Origin of the sequence: Desmonostoc muscorum LEGE 12446, from assembly GCF_015207005.2 — a bacterium.
Taxonomy (GTDB): Bacteria; Cyanobacteriota; Cyanobacteriia; order Cyanobacteriales; family Nostocaceae; genus Nostoc; species Nostoc muscorum.
Window position 1 is genome coordinate 6,394,807 of record NZ_JADEXS020000001.1, and the last position, 19,383, is coordinate 6,414,189.

Here is a 19,383-nt window from a genome sequence, read left to right on the forward strand (position 1 = left end):
CAACTCATTTCACTCCAGATTGCACCTGCCATAAACTAGCATAAATCCTATTCTTATCTAACAATTCCTCATGGGTTCCCGACTCAACCAACTCCCCGTATTCCATCACATAAATGCAATCAGCATTGCGGATAGTCGAAAGACGATGAGCGATCGCTATTGTGGTTCGATTCACAGTAATCCGTTCTAAGGAACGCTGAATAGCAGCTTCAGTTTCATTATCCACCGCTGATGTAGCTTCATCTAAAATCAAAATGGGTGGGTTCTTCAAAACAGCCCTGGCGATCGCAATTCTTTGACGTTGTCCACCAGATAATTTTTGTCCTCGTTCTCCAACAATTGTTTCATAACCTTGGGGTAGCCGCATAATAAAATCATGGGCTTCGGCAATTTTACTAGCTGCAATTATTTCTTCATCCCTCGCATCAAAGCTACCATAGGCGATATTTTCAGCAACAGTACCATGAAATAAGAATACATCCTGGCTCACCAAGCCAATACTGCGACGCAAATCACCTAAATTTAATTCTTGGATATCAATACCATCAATAGTAATTTTGCCAGCAGAAATTTCATAAAATCGGAATAATAATTTCACTAATGTACTTTTACCAGAACCTGTAGAACCAACAATGGCGATGGTTTTACCTGCGGGTATATGTAAAGATAGTTTTTTAATTACTGGCTCCCTGTTGGCATAAGCAAAAGTGACTTGTTTAAAGTCAATTTCACCACGTACTTGCTCAATAGGTAAAGATTTATCTCCTGGAATAATATTGATGGGAGCATCTAATAAATCCATGATGCGATTAGTAGAAGCCATTGACCTTTGATATTTGTCAAATATTTCTCCTAATGTTACTAATGGCCACAACAATCTCTGTACTAAAACGAGTAAAACACTATAATTACCAATAGATATCTTACCCGAATATGTTGCCATGCCTCCTCCAAATAATAAGGCGGTAAATCCTACTAAAATTAGCATTCTAATTAAAGGATTAAATGCGGCAGAAAGTTTAATTGCTTTATTGTTACTTTTTCTATATGCTTCGCTTTCTCCGGCAAATCTAGCACTTTCATAAGCTTCAGCAGTAAAACTTTTAATTGTGGTAATCCCACTGAGGTTATTTGCCAATCGTGAGTTAAGAAAACCTACTCTTTCTCGCACTTCGGCGTAACGATCTTCTAGCAGCTTTTGATAAGTAAAGGAACCCCAAAGAATAAAGGGCATCGGCAACATTGTTACCAAGGTAATTGAGAGGGGTAAAATCCAGAAAGCACCACAAATTAAAATAATAACTGAAGTAGTAATTTGGATAATTTCACTAGCTACAAAATTCAGGAAATCTTCCAATCTATTGATATCATCATTCAAAATTGACATCAACCCGCCAGTACTACTTTCTTCAAAGTAAGCTGAATCTAATTCTTGTACATGATTGTAGGCATCCACGCGTAAATCATGCTGGATATTTTGGGCTAAATTCCACCAAAGTCTATTATAAGCGTACTCAGAAGCTGATTCTAGTATCCAGATAATGATGGTGACGACTGAAAGCAAGAAAAATTGCCAAATTATCTCTTTGACACCTAATTTGGCAATGAAGGAATTCTGCTGTTCTACGAGAATATCTACCGCAACACCAATTAACCACGGCGGTGCTAAATCTAAAATCGTATTGATGATAGTAAATAATGTTGCCTGCCAAATTTGTAGGCGATATTGGCTGCCATAATTGAGCAAGCGTTTTAGAGGATTACCTGAATTTTTAGGCTTGTGAGATACTCTTGTCACGACTGTTTATTTTTTGTATTTAAGAAACGCTGCATATAGCTTGCTTCCCCGTAGGGTTCCAATTTAGTAGACTTCAATTAGTGGGGAATTCAAGCTCGCCACTAATTGATTCTGAATTCTGAATTCTATATTCTGTATTCTTCTTTATTTTCCCCTTGCGTCCTATTGGTACGCACATAGGAGTCTCCACAACAGGATCGAGAATAATACGACACTCCAATCCAAAAACCTCCTGAACCATTTCTTTATTCATCACTAGGTTTGGTTCGCCAGCAGCAAAAATTCGACCATCTTTAACAGCAACTAAGTAATCAGCATATCGACATGCCTGATTTAAATCATGGAGTACCATGACAATTGTTCGTCCTTGAGTTTGGTTCAAATCATACAATAAATCTAAAATCTCTATTTGGTGTGCCAAATCCAAAAAAGTAGTTGGTTCATCTAACAGTAAAATATCTGTATCTTGAGCCAGCGCCATAGCAATCCAAGCTCTCTGTCTTTGTCCACCAGACAAAGTATCTAATGCTCTATCTGCCAACTTCAATAAATCTGTAATCTCTAGCGCTTGCTGTACGATTTTTTCATCTTTTGCCGACCATTGTTGTAACCAATTTTGATAAGGATAACGTCCTTGTGCTACTAAATCTCGTACTGTTAAACCTTCCGGTGCTACTGGCCCTTGGGGCAAAATACCCAACTGCTGTGCTACTTCTTTGGTGGAAAGATTCAAAATAGAAGTTCCATCAAGATATACTATACCGCCATGCGGTTTTAGCAATCTTGCCAAACCTCTTAACAATGTTGATTTACCACAACCATTGGCACCAACTAAAGCACTAATTTGTCCGCTGGGAATTGCCAAATTCAGGTCACGGATAATGGTAGCACCATCGTAAGCTAAAGATAGACTTTTGGTTGACAATCCTTTCATAAGTGAAACCATTTTAGATTTTAGATTTTAGATTTTGGATTTATGAAAATCTGATTTGTTAGTTGATAAAATATCCTTTTTCCCAGTCCCCAATCCCCAATCCCCAGTCCCCAATCCCCAGTCCCCAGTTCCTTATTTTTTCCGATTACGAATTAATAAATACAGAAAATAAGGAGCGCCAATGGCAGCAGTTACCACCCCACAAGGAAGTTCGATAGGTGCAAACAATGTTCTGCCTAAGAAATCTGCTATCACAACAATCACTCCCCCCAACAGTGCAGAAGTAGGAATCAAGCCTTCGTGGGTTGTACCTACTAACTGTCGTCCTAAATGGGGTGCAATTAAACCTACAAAACCAATATTGCCGGCGGTGGCGACTCCAGCACCCGCTAAAGCTACTCCCACCAAAACGAGTAAACCACGTTGCCATTCCACCCGACTACCTAGACTTTTAGCAACATCATCTCCCAAGTTGAGAGCGTTCAAATGTCTTGCCAATGTCAAAGCCATTGGGACAAAAATAACTAACCAAGGTAATAGAGAAAAGACTTGCTCCCAAGTACGTCCATAGACACTTCCAGCTAACCAAACTAAAGCATTGCTAACGTTATAAATTTCGCCGAAGGTAATCATTAAGCTGGTTATGGCACTGGCGATCGCAGATAACCCAATACCCATTAAAATTAACAGAATCGGCGAGCTACCGTTATTCCAAGCCAGGGAGTAAATTAAAATCGCCATCAGCAAAGCACCAGCAAAAGCCGATAACGGCAAGGTGTAAATTGGTGCTGATGGAAATAAGACAATTACGCTAACTGCTGCTAGACTCGCCCCAGCATTAATCCCAATAATACTGGGATCTGCCAATGGATTGCGTGTCAGTCCCTGAAAGATAGTGCCAGAAATTGCCAGCGCCACCCCCACCATCAAAGCTACAAGGGTGCGGGGTAGACGCAAATTGTAAATCACGAATGTATGGTCTGGGTTTCCCGTATCTAAACTCAATAAAGTTTTCACGATATCCCCAGGCGAAATTGGATATTCACCCCGCCCTAAATTCATCACCATTGCAACTACAATCGCTACTGCCAAACATAGCACCATGATTGGTACACGTCGGTCTATACGAAAGGATATCGTCTGGGAACGAATGACTAGCCAATCAAAATTCATTTATTTTTTCACCTTTGACTTAGCCAGGTAGACAAAAAAGGGCGCACCAACAAACGCTGTCATCACTCCTACAGGTAACTCCTGTGGTTTGAGCAACACACGGGCGCCAATATCTGCAACCAAAAGTAAAATAGCCCCCAAAACTGCACAATGAGGTAATATCCAACGGTAATTGGCTTTAATGTAAAATCTCACGATGTGGGGAACGACTAAACCAATAAAGCCGATTGGCCCAGCAATGGCGACGGAGCTTCCTGCTAGTAAAACTACGCTGATAGCAGTTGCAATTTTTACCCAGGCTGTTTTTTGACCTAAGCCTTTAGCTACGTCTTCACCCAAACTCATGGTAGTAATTTGTCTACCAAGGGCAAAAGCCATGACTAATCCAATAAGGACGAAGGGCAATGCTTGGAAAAACATATTGATATCGCCGCCAGCTAGTGAACCAGCTAACCAAAATCTAATTTCTTCTAGGGTGCGTTGGCTGACAATCAGAATGGCAGTGGTGATAGAAGAGATCAGAGCAGTTAAAGCTGCACCTGCTACCGTCAAATTTAATGGAGTGGCTCCTCCTCGTCCTAAAGAACCAAGGAAGTAAACTAATATTGCCGTGGCTCCTGCTCCCAGAAATGCCACAATCGTGTAAACATTTAGGGATGGGCTGCCAAATACAAAAGTCGCTACAACCACCGCTACTGCTGCACCCGACTGAATACCCAAAATCCCCGGATCTGCTAAGGGGTTGCGTGTTAAGCCTTGCATTAACGCTCCGGAGACTGCCAAGGCTGATCCTACAAGAATAGCAATAAGCGATCGCGGTAATCTCACAGTCTGGATAACTAAGTGATCGTAGGAACCATCAAAGGCTATAAAAGATGTCAAAATCTTACCTAGAGGTATTTCTGCTGCACCCAGCGTCACACTGTACACCAAACAAATTAGCAGCATACAAAGTCCCAAAATCAGACCAGATAAGGCTGACATTTGTGGCTTTTTCAATCCTCTAGGTAACACCATGCTGGCTTTTATCATGTTTCTTGCTGGCATCTGGAAATATTAGGCTCTGCTGGTTATCTGTTTTTTACACTGTTTTTCCGGTAATTAAATCGTTATGGTAGGGGCGCACAGATGTGCGCCCCTATTGTGGTTCAAATAGATGAAAAATACTGTAAATTACCACTCTCAACATTTAGGAGCTTCTAGTTATTAAATTGATAATCTTTCTTGATAAATATATAGATTACATTATCATGCAACCATTTCACTATTTTTTAACCGAATAAAAGATACTCATAAAGTTTTGATATATTTTCTCAATAAAGTGGTATTGTTTAGAACAACCTGAATCTACCTTGTCAAGTTCCTGCCATAGACTTCTGCCTCCTCCTGACAAAGGACAAATGACCAATACTTCTCTACGAGAGGCTGCGCCCTAAGCGTAGCTATGCCGCAGGCTTTACGGCTTTGCTCAGTACAAGTGACGAATGACACAGGCGTTATACCTCACACATGGTGGTGTTAATGAGGATTGATATTTTACTCAAGGTTTACAGAAGGAAACCAATACGTGTTTTACCCTTAATACTCAGTTTGATACTAGTTTTGTTCATGGGCAGCCAAACTATAGCTGTACCAACAAAATCCACAGAGATATTATGGGATACCTATGGTATTCCGCATATTTACGGTAAAGATGACCAGAGTGCATTTTATGCCTTTGGTTGGGCACAAATGCAAAGTCATGGAGATTTGCTTTTGCGTCTTTACGGCCAAGCACGGGGACGCGCGGCCGAATACTGGGGAGAGGAATATCTAGAGTCAGATCGTTGGGTACTGTCTATGGGAGTACCAGAACGCGCTCGTGATTGGTACAAGGCACAGAATCCAAGTTTTCGTAGTTATCTGGATGCTTTTGCTGCTGGGATCAATGCTTATGCTGACCAAAATCCTAAGTTGATTGACGATCGCTTTGAGGCAGTCCTACCAGTCAAAGCAGAAGATGTGATGGCTCACTTACATCGCGTACTCAATTTCACCCTTGTGGTCGATCCGGAGTTAGTATTCGACCTGGGCAAAAAAAAGTTGCAGCCAGGATCTAATGGTTGGGCGATCGCACCAACTCATTCTGCCGGTGGGAACGCCATGTTACTAGCCAATCCACATCTACCTTGGTCGGATTTATTTTTGTGGTACGAAGCTCAAATCACCACACCGGGAATTGATGCTTATGGAGCAACACTCGTGGGTATTCCCGTATTGGCGATCGCTTTTAACAACAATTTGGGTTGGACTCACACCGTTAACACCTATGACGGTTGGGATTTGTATGAACTCGCCCTGGCAGATAATGGCTACCGCTTTGATGGCAAAGTTCGCAAATTCCTTGCCAAAACCCTGTCGTTGAAGGTGAAGCAGAAAGATGGCTCTTTACAAGAACAACGGTTACTAGTCAAGAGTTCCATCCACGGGCCTGTGGTAATCGAGAAAAATGGTAGAGCTTTAGCACTGAGAGCTGTTGGTCTTGACCGACCAGGTGTACTCCAACAGTGGTGGGATATGGCACGAGCAAAAAACCTCAACCAATTTGAAAACGCACTCAAGCGCTTGCAACTATCGATGTTTACGGTGATGTATGCCGATAGAGAAGGACATATTATGCACCTATTCAACGGTCAAGTTCCAGTACGTCAAGAAGGAGATTTTGCATATTGGCAAGGTGTGATTCCTGGCGATACATCTAAAACTTTATGGACAAAAATTCATCCATACCAAGATTTACCCCGCATAGTCGATCCCAAGAGTGGTTGGTTGCAAAATGCTAACGATCCACCTTGGACAACCACCTTTCCAGCCGCCATTAAAGCAGATGATTACCCGTCTTACATGGCACCTCGTTTCATGGATTTCCGCTCACAACGTTCTGTGAGAATGTTGGCTGAGGATGACAAAATCTCTTTTGATGAAATGATTGCATACAAGCACTCGACCCGTATGGAAATGGGCGATCGCCTGTTGGATGATTTAATTCCTGCTGCCCGCAAGTACGGCCAGGACTTGGGACAAAAAGCAGCTAATGTTCTGGAAACCTGGGATCGGCAAGCCAATGCAGATAGTCGAGGAGCAGTACTATTTGCCTTTTGGGTTCAACAGCTCGACTTAGATAAGACATTTAGTCAACCTTGGAGTGAAAAATCTCCACGCACTACACCCGATGGTTTAGCTGATCCCCAAAGTGCAGTTGCAACACTCGAAGCAGTAGCAGCAGAGATAGAAAAAACCTATGGAACTATTGATGTGGCATGGGGAGATGTTTTTCGGCTACGTTATGGCAACATAGATTTACCTGGCAATGGTGGCCCAGATCCTCTTGGCATCTTCCGAAACCTCTATTCATCACCGCAGTCAGATGGGAAGTTTAAATCCGAGGCTGGCGATTCCTATGTTGCGGCCATTGAATTTTCTAACCCTGTACGAGCAATGGCACTCACCAGCTACGGCAATGCAACTCAACCGGGATCGCCCCACATTGGTGACCAGTTAAACATGTTCGCCAAGAAAAAATTGCGTCCTGTGTGGCGCGATCGCTCTGATATCCTTGCTCATCTGGAAGCACGAAAAGTTTTCTAAGGGACTTCCAAAGAAAAAAATATTCCATCCCTGCGGGACGCACTCGCGTTCGTAGGGTAGCACAGCTGTGCTACCCGAAAAATGTACAAATAAAAAGAGAGTGGGAGGAAGCATATCAGTTAGCTTTCAGACTCCCACTCTACCATTTGCTACTGAAGTGGACAGGAATGTATACAGACTTTGCTTGTGATTTGGGGGCTAATGCGTAGTTCAACAACAATGCCCATATACATTTAATATTCCTGTTGTAGCAAATGTCAAACTTAATTATTGATATTTATCCGTCAAAAAAATCCTTTCATAATAATTTTTTGAGATGGTTTTTTCTCTGGAAATCACTTAGTAAATAGTGTTTTTACAAAAAAACCTTGCTTGGTAGTCCCTGATAACAACACCCTTGAAGTCGTTTATCTTCATATAATTTAGCCTGGTTAATCAAAAGCTGGTTGCCATTTTGGCAGATTTATAACTTTCCTAATTGCTCATATCTCAATACGTTTGGATTCAGCCCAAAAAATAAATCGTGTAGATTTGAGAGTCGGTCTTTTGGTTTGGTTCCCAAGGTTTTAGCAACGAAACCCAATCTACAAATCCAAAATCTAAAATCCAAAATAATATAAAATTCCTGACTTCTTAGAGAAATCAGGAATCTTAGTCACCTTAATTTAAAAAAAGTATTAATTTGACAGGCTTTTACTTTACTGTATTATTAATACTGGCGTAAAATCGCAGATAATGAACTGTCTTTACGAAGATCCATCAAGTCTGCTAAAGATTCTGGGCGCGTGTCCAGGTGGTGCTTGTGTTCTGCTGGTAGAACCGTCACCAAATGCTTTGTTTTAGGTAGTGTCTGCATCACAGGCATTAGTTGTCGCTGGGGCACAAAAATTGGCTGGTTTTTGGGAAGGCTCGGTTCCAATCTTGTGTAGCGAGCTTCTGCTAAGCGTGCGTGATGGCGGTTAACCTGTTTTGGGATTTTTTGGGGTTGCGTTTTCCGGTTGAGCATTCGGAAAATCACCAAGCAACCACTACCACAACTGAGGGCGATCGCAGCCACCATCCATAAAGGTGTAGCATTACTATTCTCAGAGGGCGTATTGATTGGTTCCTCAATGATAACTGGAATTTGTTCTGGTTCTTCTTGTGCTACCTGTCCAGGATTACCTAAGCTGTACAAGGCAAAGGTGCCACCCCCGATAAACATAGCTAAAGACCCAGTTAACAATAGCCAAGGATGATGTGCAACCAAATATATCAGACCATTTGAGCTTTTTCTTAATCTCGATTTTTTGTTTGTCAGCTCTGGAGTGGCCCCTATTAGTTGGGTTGGCTCGTGCTGTACACTCTGACTTTTTTCCATGATTACTTTCAGATTTGTACCCCTCTAGTCCATAAATTGTACTGGAGGAGCTAAGCATCAGGTATCCGTAACAAAAGTTCAGATTTGAGTAACTTTTTTGTAAAACAAAGGCTACTAAATCTGGCTAACTTTTGCCCAAATTCTGTATTTGTTGCTACTTTTTGCTGTAATCAGAAAGCAAATCAGCGAGTTTATTTTTTTTGTTAGCTAGGAGAATATCTTTCAACAGCAAGTTGAATTAATCGATCAACTAATTCTGGAAAAGAAACTCCACTATGCGCCCAGAGTTGAGGATACATACTAGTTGCAGTAAAGCCTGGTAAGGTGTTGATTTCGTTAATCAAAACTTCTTGTGTGGCTTCCACGTAGAAAAAATCTACCCTTGCCAACCCTGCCGCGTCAACAGCGGCAAAAGCTTGTAAAGCCATGTCCTGAATTTGACGAGCGATGGCATCTGGAATCGGTGCAGGTATCAGTAAATCTGCCCTACCTTCAGTATATTTAGTTTCATAATCATAAAAATCGCTATCATATGTAATCTCTCCAACGACAGAGGCTTGGGGTTGGTCATTACCTAAAACGGCACACTCTACTTCTCTGGCTACCACACCAGCTTCTACAACTAGCCGTCGGTCATAACTAGCGGCATTATCTAAAGCAGCCTCTAATTCTGGGCGCGATCGCACTTTAGCAATGCCCACTGATGAACCTAAATTAGCAGGCTTAACAAAAGCAGGATAACCCAGCGTTGCCTCAATTTCATCACAGAGTTTCGGAAAGACACAAGGATTAGACCAAACTTGCGCCCTAGTTATTGCCTTGTATTTCACCTGTGGTAGTCCCGCTTGCTCGAACGCCATTTTCATGGCAATTTTATCCATCCCCATAGCCGAACCTAACACCCCAGAACCCACAAAAGGCACTTGCATCAAAGTGAGTAACCCTTGAATTGTCCCGTCTTCACCGTTGGGGCCGTGGAGAATCGGAAACCAAACATCCACTTGGGCAACTTGAGAGGGTGATTGCCATTGGCTGAGGGTTTGGGTTTGAGGGTTGGATGTCAGTCCCTCAGAAGTTGATTCTTGGGATTCCAGTAACGGGACGCCGGTTTCTAAAACCTTTTGGGGTGCTTCCCCCGCTAGCCAGCGTCCATCTTTTTGGATGTAAAAAGGCAATATTTCGTACTTACTAGTATTTTGCTCTGCACTTAAGGCTTTAGCGATCGCCCGTGCTGAGTTAATGGAAACTTCATGCTCTCCCGAACGACCACCAAACAATAACCCCACGCGCAGTTTAGTCATTTTCAGTACCTCAACACTCCTCAAGCAGATAGCGTATCACAACCTACAAAAGTTGCCATGTTTTTCCATATTATTGTCTGTTCAAACTTCTGGTGATTTTTGCACCACGGTTAACCTAGTGGTTTTAATTTCTGAGAAACTTAAAAAGGGAGTTCGTAATTGTCACAATCTCTGAAGATAACTCAGTTTTGACACTCCCAGACTAACCCCATAGCAAAATGGGGCGATTGAAATCCAGAATCAAAAGTCAACAGTCTTGCAATCAAGGGCTAATTAAAAGGATTGTTTGACCTTTACCAATGCTGTTAGAATGCATCGATGTTAAAAAAGCAACATCTCTTAAACAAAAAACCCGGTTGGTCTTTAGATGAACGAGATCCGAAGTTCATCGAATCTCTAATGCCCTTGTTTAGCTTTTTGTATCACTACTATTTCCGAGTTCAAACTAGTGGTTGGGAGAATATTCGACCTGAAGAAAAAGTTTTGTTTGTCGGTTCGCACAATGGAGGACTCGCTGCACCAGATATGACAATGATGATGTACGACTGGTTCCGACGCTTTGGTGTGGAGCGACCCATTTATGGTTTGATGCATCCCAAAGCCTGGGACGTTAGCCCGCCCCTAGCGCAACTAGTTGCTAAAGCTGGAGCTATCATGGCTCATCCGAAAATGGCTTACACTGCTTTGCGCTCTGGAGCTAGTGTGTTAGTTTACCCAGGCGGAGCCGAAGATGTCTTTCGACCGCATCATTTGCGTAACAAAATTTATTTTGCCGGACGACAAGGATTTATCAAGTTAGCCTTGCGGGAAAATGTGCCAATTGTGCCTGCGATTTCTTGGGGTGCCCACGATACGCTGATTGTGCTTGCCGACTGCTACAAAATTGTGAAGCAACTCCACGAATGGGGAATGCCTTGGCTATTTGGAATTGACCCGGAAGTTTTTCCCATTTATCTGGGGTTACCTTGGGGATTAGCAATTGGGCCACTGCCAAACATTCCCTTCCCTGTGACCTTGTACACGCGGATTTGTTCTCCCATTGTGTTTGAACGGTACGGTCGGCAAGCAGCCAGCGATCGCCAATATGTCAATCAATGTTATGAATTAGTTGTTAGTCAGATGCAGCAAGAGTTAGACAATCTAATAAAGCTCTCTGCTAAGTCATAGCGGACTTACAGGCTTAAGGGCACAATTTGGAAGCATCCAATTTTATCAAATTGAGATGCTCCCAGTAATGAGTATAAGTTTGCTAACTTGCCTGCGCGGCATTCTTAGCTCACATTGTTTAACCTTTGTTTGATTTAACAGCCATGAATCAGTAAACTCATACTGACTGCTAACTTTTTTAACTCCCCAGGCCGGATTCGAACCAGCGACCAATCGATTAACAGTCGATCGCTCTACCACTGAGCTACTGAGGATCACCCACGATTTATAATATTAAGGTAAAGGATAGGATTTGGCAAGTACTTTGGCTAAATTTTTTTTCTTAGATTTTTAATTATAGATTTTTGCAGATGAAACCCGCTCTACAGGCTAAACAGAGACTTTTGCATACTAATATCTACTGTAATCCCATTCGTAATTCAGCCAGACGCTGCCGTGCCTTGGCGTCGATCGCATTCGCTAAAAATCTACTCTTTGACTGTTTGCGTGTATGATACTTTTGTCGCATCCGACAGACGGTAGCTTCCACCTCACCACAGAGTTGTTGTGCGGACAACCATTCAGCCCCATACCCCTGCACCATCAACTGCTGCGCTCGGTCTGATGTGGCAACAATCACACGAGAAATCAAAGATTGAGCTATTTGCTGGCGAAAAGACGCACACGATTTTTCAATATAAGTATCTGCTGTTTGTCCAAAATCAGTGTAATAAACAGATAAAAGCTCTGTAATAATCTCTTTATTACTAGAAGAATTTTGATATTGGGCATCAAAAACTATTTGAGTTGCATAACCTTGAAACGCACTATAACCAGTCATTGCTTCCACAAGTTCGCTACGTGCAGCCTCTAGTCCAACGCTATCACGGGTTTTTTTCAAGCAAGGCCAAGCGCCTATTATGTTGTAGCCGTCCACTAACAAAACGGCTTGGAGTAACGAACGGGGCATGGTTTTTAATCACAATTTTCTAGAGTTAGCAAAATTCATTCATAATTTTTATAATAATTGATGCATTGTATGTAACACTATGTTACACAAAACAAAAAATACTCCAGGTTCATAAAACTAACCTGAAGATAGAGGTAATAACATAAAACGCGCCTTTATTAAAAAGGCGCGTTTCATATCAACAGTGCTGAGTAATGAGTGGGGAGATGGGGAGATGAGGGAACGGAAAGTGTGGGAAGCATGGGGGGATGGGGGAGTGTGGGGAGATTATAAAAAAGCTTCCTAACCTCCCACACCTGTCACACCCCCCACACCTCCCAATGCCCATCAAGAGGCTTCAGTGTGTACTTGCATCAGACGTTGTTTAAGGCGTTCGGCTTCACCCCTATCTACAACAGAACCTTTTTCTAATAAAAAAGCGCCGTCACAGTAATTTAGCTCGTCTAATCGATGAGTCACCCAGAGGGCTGTGATACCTCGACTTTTAACCAGGCGACGGACACCAGCCACTAAATCCAGCTGGCTATCTGGATCTAATAAGGCAGTGGGTTCATCTAATAATAAGACTTCACAGCGACGGGCGATCGCACCAGCGATCGCTACTCGCTGCTTCTGTCCCCCAGAAAGTGCATATATAGGGCGCCGTTGTAGGCTAAGCAAATTCACCGCCCCTAGCGCCTCCTCAACTCTTGCTCTCACAGCAGCAGGTGGCAACTTTTCTTCCACCAATCCAAAAGCCACGTCAGCGCCGACTGTTGGCATCACCAATTGATGATCCGGATTTTGGAAGACAAAGCCAACGGGGTGCAAAACCCCAATTTCGCCAGACTCCGGAGCTAATAACCCCGCCACCAGCCTCAGTAAGGTTGATTTACCGCTGCCGTTTGTACCCAAAAGCATCCAAAATTCACCCTTGGGAACTTCTAAAGAGCAAGATTTAATAACTTTCTCTCCATTAGGCCAACTGAAATTTAAATCCTTTACCTGAATGCCCACTTGAGACATTTGTCAACCTTGGTTACTCAGCAGCTAGAGCGAAAAAGCCAGGTGGTCTACCACTAGCAGTGGTTACACCATCTTTCTGAACAATCTGCACCCCAGAAATTTCACTAGCACGGACGGCAATCTTCTTCTCTGTTTTGCCTTCACACTTTAGTTCTACTATGTCAGGATTGCCAGAACGTATCGCTGCCAAAATTAGCTGATAGACAGCCTCAGCATCCTCTGCTGACTTACGTTGCACTGAGATTGGGAAAGCAGTGTTTCTGATGCTTAGGTCGATGGTAAACATTTAGCATTAATCAAATTTAACTGTAGCACCCATTTTAGCGTCAGCTGACTGATTCTAGGGAAAAGGGCATTGGGCATTGGGCATTGGGCATGAGAAGAGGACAAGGGGGACATGGCAGCAATTTTTCTCCCTCATCCCCCTCATCTCCCTCATCCCCCTCATCTCCCTCATCTCCCCATGCCCCATCTCTATCAATAGTTAAATTTTATGACAAATCCCCTAGAAAAATTAGAGATTTACACTTACTATGATTAAAGGTTAGTAAAAAATTGTAAACTAGGTTAACGACTTGGTTAACTTTCTGCATTGTAGAGAAGCTCCTGAATAGCTATCTATAATACAGATACAACCTGTACTTATAACATTTGGAGATTTGCTCTAATGACCATCGCAGTTGGACGCGCCCCAAGTACAAGAGGGTGGTTTGACGTAGTAGACGACTGGCTCAAGCGCGATCGCTTTGTATTCGTAGGTTGGTCAGGGTTACTACTGTTCCCTTGCGCTTACCTAGCACTAGGCGGTTGGCTGACAGGCACAACCTTCGTCACCTCTTGGTACACCCACGGTTTAGCCTCCTCCTACTTGGAAGGCTGTAACTTCTTGACAGTGGCAGTATCTACCCCAGCAGACAGTTTAGGACATTCCCTATTGCTGTTGTGGGGACCAGAAGCCCAAGGCGACCTCACCCGTTGGTTCCAATTGGGTGGATTGTGGCCATTCGTAGCCCTACACGGAGCCTTTGGTTTAATTGGCTTCATGTTGCGGCAATTTGAAATTGCGCGGCTAGTAGGAATTCGTCCCTACAACGCTTTGGCATTTTCAGCCCCCATCGCGGTATTCGTCAGTGTATTCCTGATGTACCCCTTGGGACAATCATCTTGGTTCTTTGCCCCCAGCTTCGGTGTGGCAGGAATCTTTCGGTTTATTTTGTTTGTCCAAGGATTCCATAACTTCACCCTCAACCCCTTCCACATGATGGGTGTAGCAGGTGTGTTGGGTGGTGCGCTGTTGTGTGCGATTCACGGAGCCACCGTCGAAAACACCTTGTTTGAAGACGGTGAAGCAGCTAACACCTTCCGGGCATTCAATCCCACCCAATCAGAAGAAACCTACTCAATGGTGACCGCAAACCGTTTCTGGTCACAGATTTTCGGTATTGCTTTCTCCAACAAGCGCTGGCTGCACTTCTTCATGTTATTTGTGCCAGTTACAGGCTTGTGGATGGCAGCGGTTGGTATTGTTGGTTTGGCACTCAACCTGCGGGCTTATGATTTCGTCTCCCAAGAATTGCGGGCGGCGGAAGACCCAGAGTTTGAAACTTTCTATACCAAAAACATTTTGCTGAATGAGGGTATCCGCGCTTGGATGGCTCCTCAAGATCAGATCCACGAACAATTTGTATTCCCTGAGGAAGTTCTACCTCGCGGTAACGCTCTCTAATCACAAAAGCCGACCATAACCAGAATCAGGGTTGTGGTTGGCGATATATTGACACCACCCAGATGAAATAATCTCCTTGGCTGATGCCAAGAAGGTGTTAATATTCTTCATTCTCCAGTCATCTCCTGCCTTTTAGTGGGAGATTTTTTTGTATTTATGGCTAATACTCTAAATTTATGTGTTATGTTAGGTACAGGTTATAAACCCGGAGCGAAATGCTCTGTCCCTTTGAGACTAAGACCGCTTAGGCAACAAGGAGGTGATGCCCATGATAGAAAGTAGTAAAAGCATGGGTCATCAGGTTGCAGTTAGCCGGCTGTGTGCCGGGGCTGTTCTCTAAAAGTTAGCCTTAGTCATCTTGAGAGACTAAGTTAGCTCAAGTAGCTAGGCTAAGCTCGGAGTTCCTTCCGGCAGTCTGGTTGCAACCTGAAGACCCGCTAGACCGCTCTGACTTAGATCTCCCGATCTAAATCAGAGCGGATAGTTTTTTATGGGTAATTTTTGTTTTATCGAAACACAATAGAGGCGTCAGTCGTCAGAATTCAGAATGAATAATGAATTTTGTGCAACTGGTGGATAGTGGAGCGTTAGCGAGTACTCGAGCGTCGCGTCTGAATCCAGTGGTTTAAGACCCCCACTAAATCTGCATATTTAGTGGTCAACAAGACAGTGGTGGGTCTGAATCCCCCACTGATAGCTAGCTCCCGCCGAGTCTTCTCCCAAAGGGAGACGCCAAAGGCGAACGAGCGTCTTCATTCTGACTCCTGAATTCTGACTTCTGAATTCTTCTTCAACAGTGGTTGCTTTTGAAAGCTCAGATACCATCGTCTTATAGTTTTTTCCGAAGCTTAAATTAGTGAAGTTTCACCCTCCCATCCTTCTGTGTGCAGAATCAAAAAGGTTTGGTTTCATGATATCCAATATGTAACCAACATATAGCTAGGAATTTTTCAATATGGCAGAACTACTAACTGAAGCGGAAATTCAAAAACAGGCAAAGCTTCTTTCAGGTTGGGCAGTTGAAGGGGCAAAGTTGCAGATCACTCGCAAATTTCAGGATTTTATCCAAGCAATTGAGTTTGTCAATAAGCTAGTGGAACCTGCTGAATCATCAGGACATCATCCAGACATAGAGATTTCTTACAACAAAGTCAAGATTACACTCACAACACATGATGCAGGTGGGCTGACCCAGAATGACTTTGATCTTGCTGGGGTGATTTCCGAAATTCAGTAACTGATTTCCCCTGACATAAGGTTGGGCGTAGCGTATGGGGTATGGCGGAGATGGGGAGGTGGGGTGAAATTCTCTCCCTAATCCTCCCAATGCCCCATACGCCATGCCCAATCTTTGATTTTTATTTACTTATTTATGACTGCAATTGGTTTTTTGATCTTGTCTTTGTTCCAACAATACTAGACGAACTTCGTTGGTATAACCGAGCGATCGCATTGCCAATGGTGATAATTTCTGATTTTCAAGGCTAGATGCAACATTTGATTTCTACCCAGAAGCTGCTGGGTATCTAAAGCTTTCAAAAATTTAGCTTAAGTTAGGATTAGCGATCGCCCGAAAGCCTACTCCCTACTTGGATATATAAATGGCTGATGTGTGACAGTTATTAAGGCGTTCGCTTCAATCTTGCCATCTAAATTTCATGTTTTATAATATTTTGATATATGGATATGTTTTTGCATAAGTTAATCACATCAATTTTTAACTAGAAATTAATCGTTTATTAGCTTTGCGAAAACTAAAATCGTATTAGAGGCAACCATGCCTCATCCACAGGTTTCAATGAGATGCCGCATTTTTAAGAATTAGGTGCAACGAACCGAATTATCTATACAAGGTGTGAGGAGTAAAGAAAAGATGTCTAATCTCTTGTGGAAATCCTTAGTGGTTAGCCCAGCAGTTTTGGGAGCAGCATTACTAGTTTCAACAACAGCAATCGCGGCTCCGAATACAACCACTGAAGTATCACCAACTGAACAACCAGGTGTCACTGAAGTTGCCCAACAGCCAGAAATATTGGCTCAAACAACCTTAGATCAGGTTAACCGCTACAGTAACGAAGGCAACCAGAATAACTCTCAGTCTCAAGTCACATCAGTTTCCCAATTTTCTGATGTACAACCCACTGATTGGGCATTCCAAGCATTACAGTCCCTGGTTGAGCGCTATGGTTGTATTGCAGGTTATCCAAATGCCACTTATCGTGGTAACCGTGCTTTAACCCGTTACGAATTTGCCGCTGGTTTGAACGCTTGTTTGGATAGAGTTAACGAATTGATTGCCACAGCAACAGCTGACTTGGTAACCAAACAAGACTTAGCAACCTTACAGCGTTTACAAGAAGAATTTTCCGCAGAATTGGCAACCCTACGCGGTCGTGTAGATTCCTTAGAAGCTCGCACCGCCGAATTAGAAGCCAATCAGTTCTCTACTACCACCAAACTAGTTGGTGAAGCTGTTTTTGCAGTTAGTGACGTGTTTGGGGGAAACACTGGTGATAATAACAACACCGTCTTCCAAAATAGAGTACGTTTAGACTTGCAAACCAGCTTCACTGGTAGAGATGTGCTGCATACCCGCCTTGCTGCTGGTAATGCACAAGCCTTTACACAAGTTGATAACAATGGTGTTGGGATCGATACCGCTGAAGGCACACAAACATTTCAAGTCGGTGTTGGCGATGGTAACAACAGCGTCAAGATAGACCGTTTGACTTATGAAGCTCCCATAGGACCAGCCAACGTTTACCTCGCAGCTAGTGGCGGACGACACAGCCATTATGCAGCCGTCAACAACCCTTACTTTTTCGATCAAACCGACGGCGGTAACGGTGCTTTGTCCACCTTTGCTTCTGAAAGTCCCATCTATCGAATTGGTGGTGGTGCCGGTATAGCGCTGAATATACCTTTGGGTAAAGGTGGCGGTATTCTGGGTAACAGTTCAATCACTGCGGGTTACTTGGCATCGCAAGCTAACGATCCTAATCTCAGTGCAGGTCTTACCAACGGCGACTATGCTGCTTTAGGACAGTTGAACTTTAGTGTTGGTAATCGCATAGCTTTAGCTGCAACCTACGTCCACGGTTATAATGGCGCAGGTGGTTCTTTATTCAACTCCGGTTCTACGTCAAACCCAGATGTTGTTGCAGTAGGTACTGGACAAGCTAACGCTCTACTAGGTGCAGGTTCCAGCAACTCCTACGGTGTCTCCGCTGCGTTTAGACCCAGCGACAAACTATCAGTTAGTGGCTTCGTTTCTTACCATGATGTCACAGGCTTCGGTGTAGGTGATGATTATGAAGCTTGGAGCTATGGTCTTGGGATAGCGTTACCTGATTTCGGTAAAAAAGGTAACGTTTTAGGTATTTTTGCTGGTGCAGAACCTTATTCACGTAACCGAGGATTGGTTGGTGCTGCTGGCAATGATGTACCTTATCACTTTGAAGGCTTCTACAAGTATCGCGTGTCAGATAATATCTCAATCACCCCTGGTGTGATCTGGTTGACCTCTCCCGGTCAAAACAGCGCTAATGACGATGCGATTATCGGTACACTGAGAACAACTTTCACCTTCTAGAACGTTGACAATCTGCCAATAATTTAACTTAATTGCTCCCCGCCATAAGGCGGGGCTTTTTGTTGTTGGTAGCAACAAATAAACCCCAGTGGTTCACCGGAGTATACTAGAAAAGTTAGGAGTTAGGAGTTGTGAATTAAGAAGCAAAAACTTCTAACTTTGCCAATTTTAGATTTTGGGTCACACCTTTGGTGCGCTAACAGCGCAACTTCGATTCTGGATTGAAGGAAAAATCTAAAATCCAAAATCCAAAATTGAATAACTCCTAACTTCCAACTCCTAACTTATTACTGCTTGTGGAACTATCGTGTAAATCTGAATACGGAATTCTAGCATTATTAGAGATCGCCGCCCGTTACGAAAGTGGTGAACCTCTGCAAATTCGAGAAATTGCAGCACAACAAAACATACCCGATCGCTATTTGGAACAACTACTAGCAACCTTAAGGCGTGGGGGTATAGTCAAGAGTCAGCGCGGGTCAAAAGGTGGCTATCTATTAACGAGAGAACCTCGAAAAATTATCCTTTTTGAGATTTTAGAATGTTTAGAAGGGTTGGAGGTGAGGACGTGTCAAGAAGACTTTAATCCCAAAAAAGTAGACAGTTCAGTTATTGAAGAAATTTGGCAAGAAGCAAGTCGCGCTGCAAACTCAGTGTTACAAAAATATACACTCCAGGATCTTTGTGAAAAACTAGATTCCCGACGGCAGTTAGACATTATGTACTACATTTAGTCAATAGTCATTTGTCC

Annotated in this window: 16 protein-coding genes and 1 tRNA gene; 6 read left to right on the forward strand and 11 right to left on the reverse strand. The window is 43.1% G+C overall.

What is annotated here, in order from left to right:
• Positions 1-4 precede the first annotated feature (4 nt).
• The 4 genes from IQ276_RS26790 to IQ276_RS26805 all read right to left on the reverse strand — a co-directional run bounded on the left by IQ276_RS26790 (position 5) and on the right by IQ276_RS26805 (position 4,937).
• Positions 5-1,798, reverse strand: coding sequence for an ABC transporter ATP-binding protein (locus IQ276_RS26790; RefSeq protein WP_235116004.1), 1,794 nt, complete (start codon positions 1,796-1,798; stop codon positions 5-7).
• 73 nt (positions 1,799-1,871) lie between these two features.
• Entirely contained in the window at positions 1,872-2,732 is an 861-nt protein-coding gene (locus IQ276_RS26795) for an ABC transporter ATP-binding protein (protein WP_228042804.1), read from the reverse strand.
• A gap of 132 nt (positions 2,733-2,864) precedes the next feature.
• Positions 2,865-3,905, reverse strand: a complete 1,041-nt coding sequence (locus tag IQ276_RS26800) for a FecCD family ABC transporter permease (RefSeq protein ID WP_190877392.1) — start codon at positions 3,903-3,905, stop codon at positions 2,865-2,867.
• Positions 3,906-4,937: a FecCD family ABC transporter permease gene (locus IQ276_RS26805; RefSeq protein ID WP_235116005.1), complete on the reverse strand. Its 1,032-nt coding sequence runs from the start codon at positions 4,935-4,937 to the stop codon at positions 3,906-3,908. It abuts the gene before it with no gap.
• A 489-nt stretch (positions 4,938-5,426) separates the two neighbouring features.
• Here IQ276_RS26805 and IQ276_RS26810 point away from each other — a divergent pair, with 489 nt between their 5' ends.
• Positions 5,427-7,532: an acylase gene (locus IQ276_RS26810; protein ID WP_193920257.1), complete on the forward strand. Its 2,106-nt coding sequence runs from the start codon at positions 5,427-5,429 to the stop codon at positions 7,530-7,532.
• A gap of 709 nt (positions 7,533-8,241) precedes the next feature.
• On the opposite strand, the gene IQ276_RS26815 is transcribed toward IQ276_RS26810, so the two are convergent.
• Positions 8,242-8,736 (reverse strand): hypothetical protein, encoded by a 495-nt coding sequence (locus IQ276_RS26815; RefSeq protein ID WP_190877442.1) that lies wholly within the window; start codon positions 8,734-8,736, stop codon positions 8,242-8,244.
• A 359-nt stretch (positions 8,737-9,095) separates the two neighbouring features.
• Positions 9,096-10,193, reverse strand: coding sequence for a D-alanine--D-alanine ligase family protein (locus tag IQ276_RS26820; RefSeq protein ID WP_193920255.1), 1,098 nt, complete (start codon positions 10,191-10,193; stop codon positions 9,096-9,098).
• Positions 10,194-10,511: 318 nt separating this feature from the next.
• Here IQ276_RS26820 and IQ276_RS26825 point away from each other — a divergent pair, with 318 nt between their 5' ends.
• Positions 10,512-11,360: a lysophospholipid acyltransferase family protein gene (locus IQ276_RS26825; protein WP_193920253.1), complete on the forward strand. Its 849-nt coding sequence runs from the start codon at positions 10,512-10,514 to the stop codon at positions 11,358-11,360.
• Positions 11,361-11,542: 182 nt separating this feature from the next.
• Here the strand turns inward: IQ276_RS26825 and IQ276_RS26830 are convergent.
• The 4 genes from IQ276_RS26830 to IQ276_RS26845 form a co-directional block, all read right to left on the reverse strand.
• Positions 11,543-11,614, reverse strand: a tRNA-Asn gene (locus tag IQ276_RS26830).
• Positions 11,615-11,757: 143 nt separating this feature from the next.
• Positions 11,758-12,309, reverse strand: a complete 552-nt coding sequence (locus IQ276_RS26835) for an NYN domain-containing protein (protein WP_073645673.1) — start codon at positions 12,307-12,309, stop codon at positions 11,758-11,760.
• Between the two features lie 327 nt (positions 12,310-12,636).
• Entirely contained in the window at positions 12,637-13,314 is a 678-nt protein-coding gene (locus tag IQ276_RS26840) for an ABC transporter ATP-binding protein (protein WP_190877400.1), read from the reverse strand.
• 13 nt (positions 13,315-13,327) lie between these two features.
• On the reverse strand, positions 13,328-13,600 hold the full coding sequence (locus IQ276_RS26845; protein WP_190877402.1) for a UPF0367 protein family: 273 nt from the start codon (positions 13,598-13,600) through the stop codon (positions 13,328-13,330).
• Between the two features lie 381 nt (positions 13,601-13,981).
• On the opposite strand from IQ276_RS26845, the gene psbD reads away from it, so the two are divergent.
• Both psbD and IQ276_RS26855 read left to right on the forward strand, forming a co-directional pair.
• Complete coding sequence (gene psbD, locus IQ276_RS26850) at positions 13,982-15,040, forward strand: photosystem II D2 protein (photosystem q(a) protein) (RefSeq protein ID WP_190877404.1); 1,059 nt, start codon at positions 13,982-13,984, stop codon at positions 15,038-15,040.
• Between the two features lie 955 nt (positions 15,041-15,995).
• Entirely contained in the window at positions 15,996-16,277 is a 282-nt protein-coding gene (locus tag IQ276_RS26855) for a 4a-hydroxytetrahydrobiopterin dehydratase (RefSeq protein WP_190877648.1), read from the forward strand.
• Positions 16,278-16,456: 179 nt separating this feature from the next.
• Here the strand turns inward: IQ276_RS26855 and IQ276_RS40350 are convergent, their stop codons facing one another.
• Entirely contained in the window at positions 16,457-16,579 is a 123-nt protein-coding gene (locus tag IQ276_RS40350; RefSeq protein ID WP_255264350.1) for a hypothetical protein, read from the reverse strand.
• A gap of 334 nt (positions 16,580-16,913) precedes the next feature.
• Between IQ276_RS40350 and IQ276_RS26860 the strand changes: the two genes are divergently transcribed.
• Positions 16,914-18,632 carry an iron uptake porin gene (locus IQ276_RS26860; RefSeq protein WP_193919740.1) on the forward strand — a complete coding sequence of 573 codons (1,719 nt, stop codon included), beginning with the start codon at positions 16,914-16,916 and terminating at the stop codon, positions 18,630-18,632.
• 296 nt (positions 18,633-18,928) lie between these two features.
• Positions 18,929-19,366 (forward strand): RrF2 family transcriptional regulator, encoded by a 438-nt coding sequence (locus IQ276_RS26865; RefSeq protein ID WP_193919732.1) that lies wholly within the window; start codon positions 18,929-18,931, stop codon positions 19,364-19,366.
• Positions 19,367-19,383: the final 17 nt, after the last annotated feature.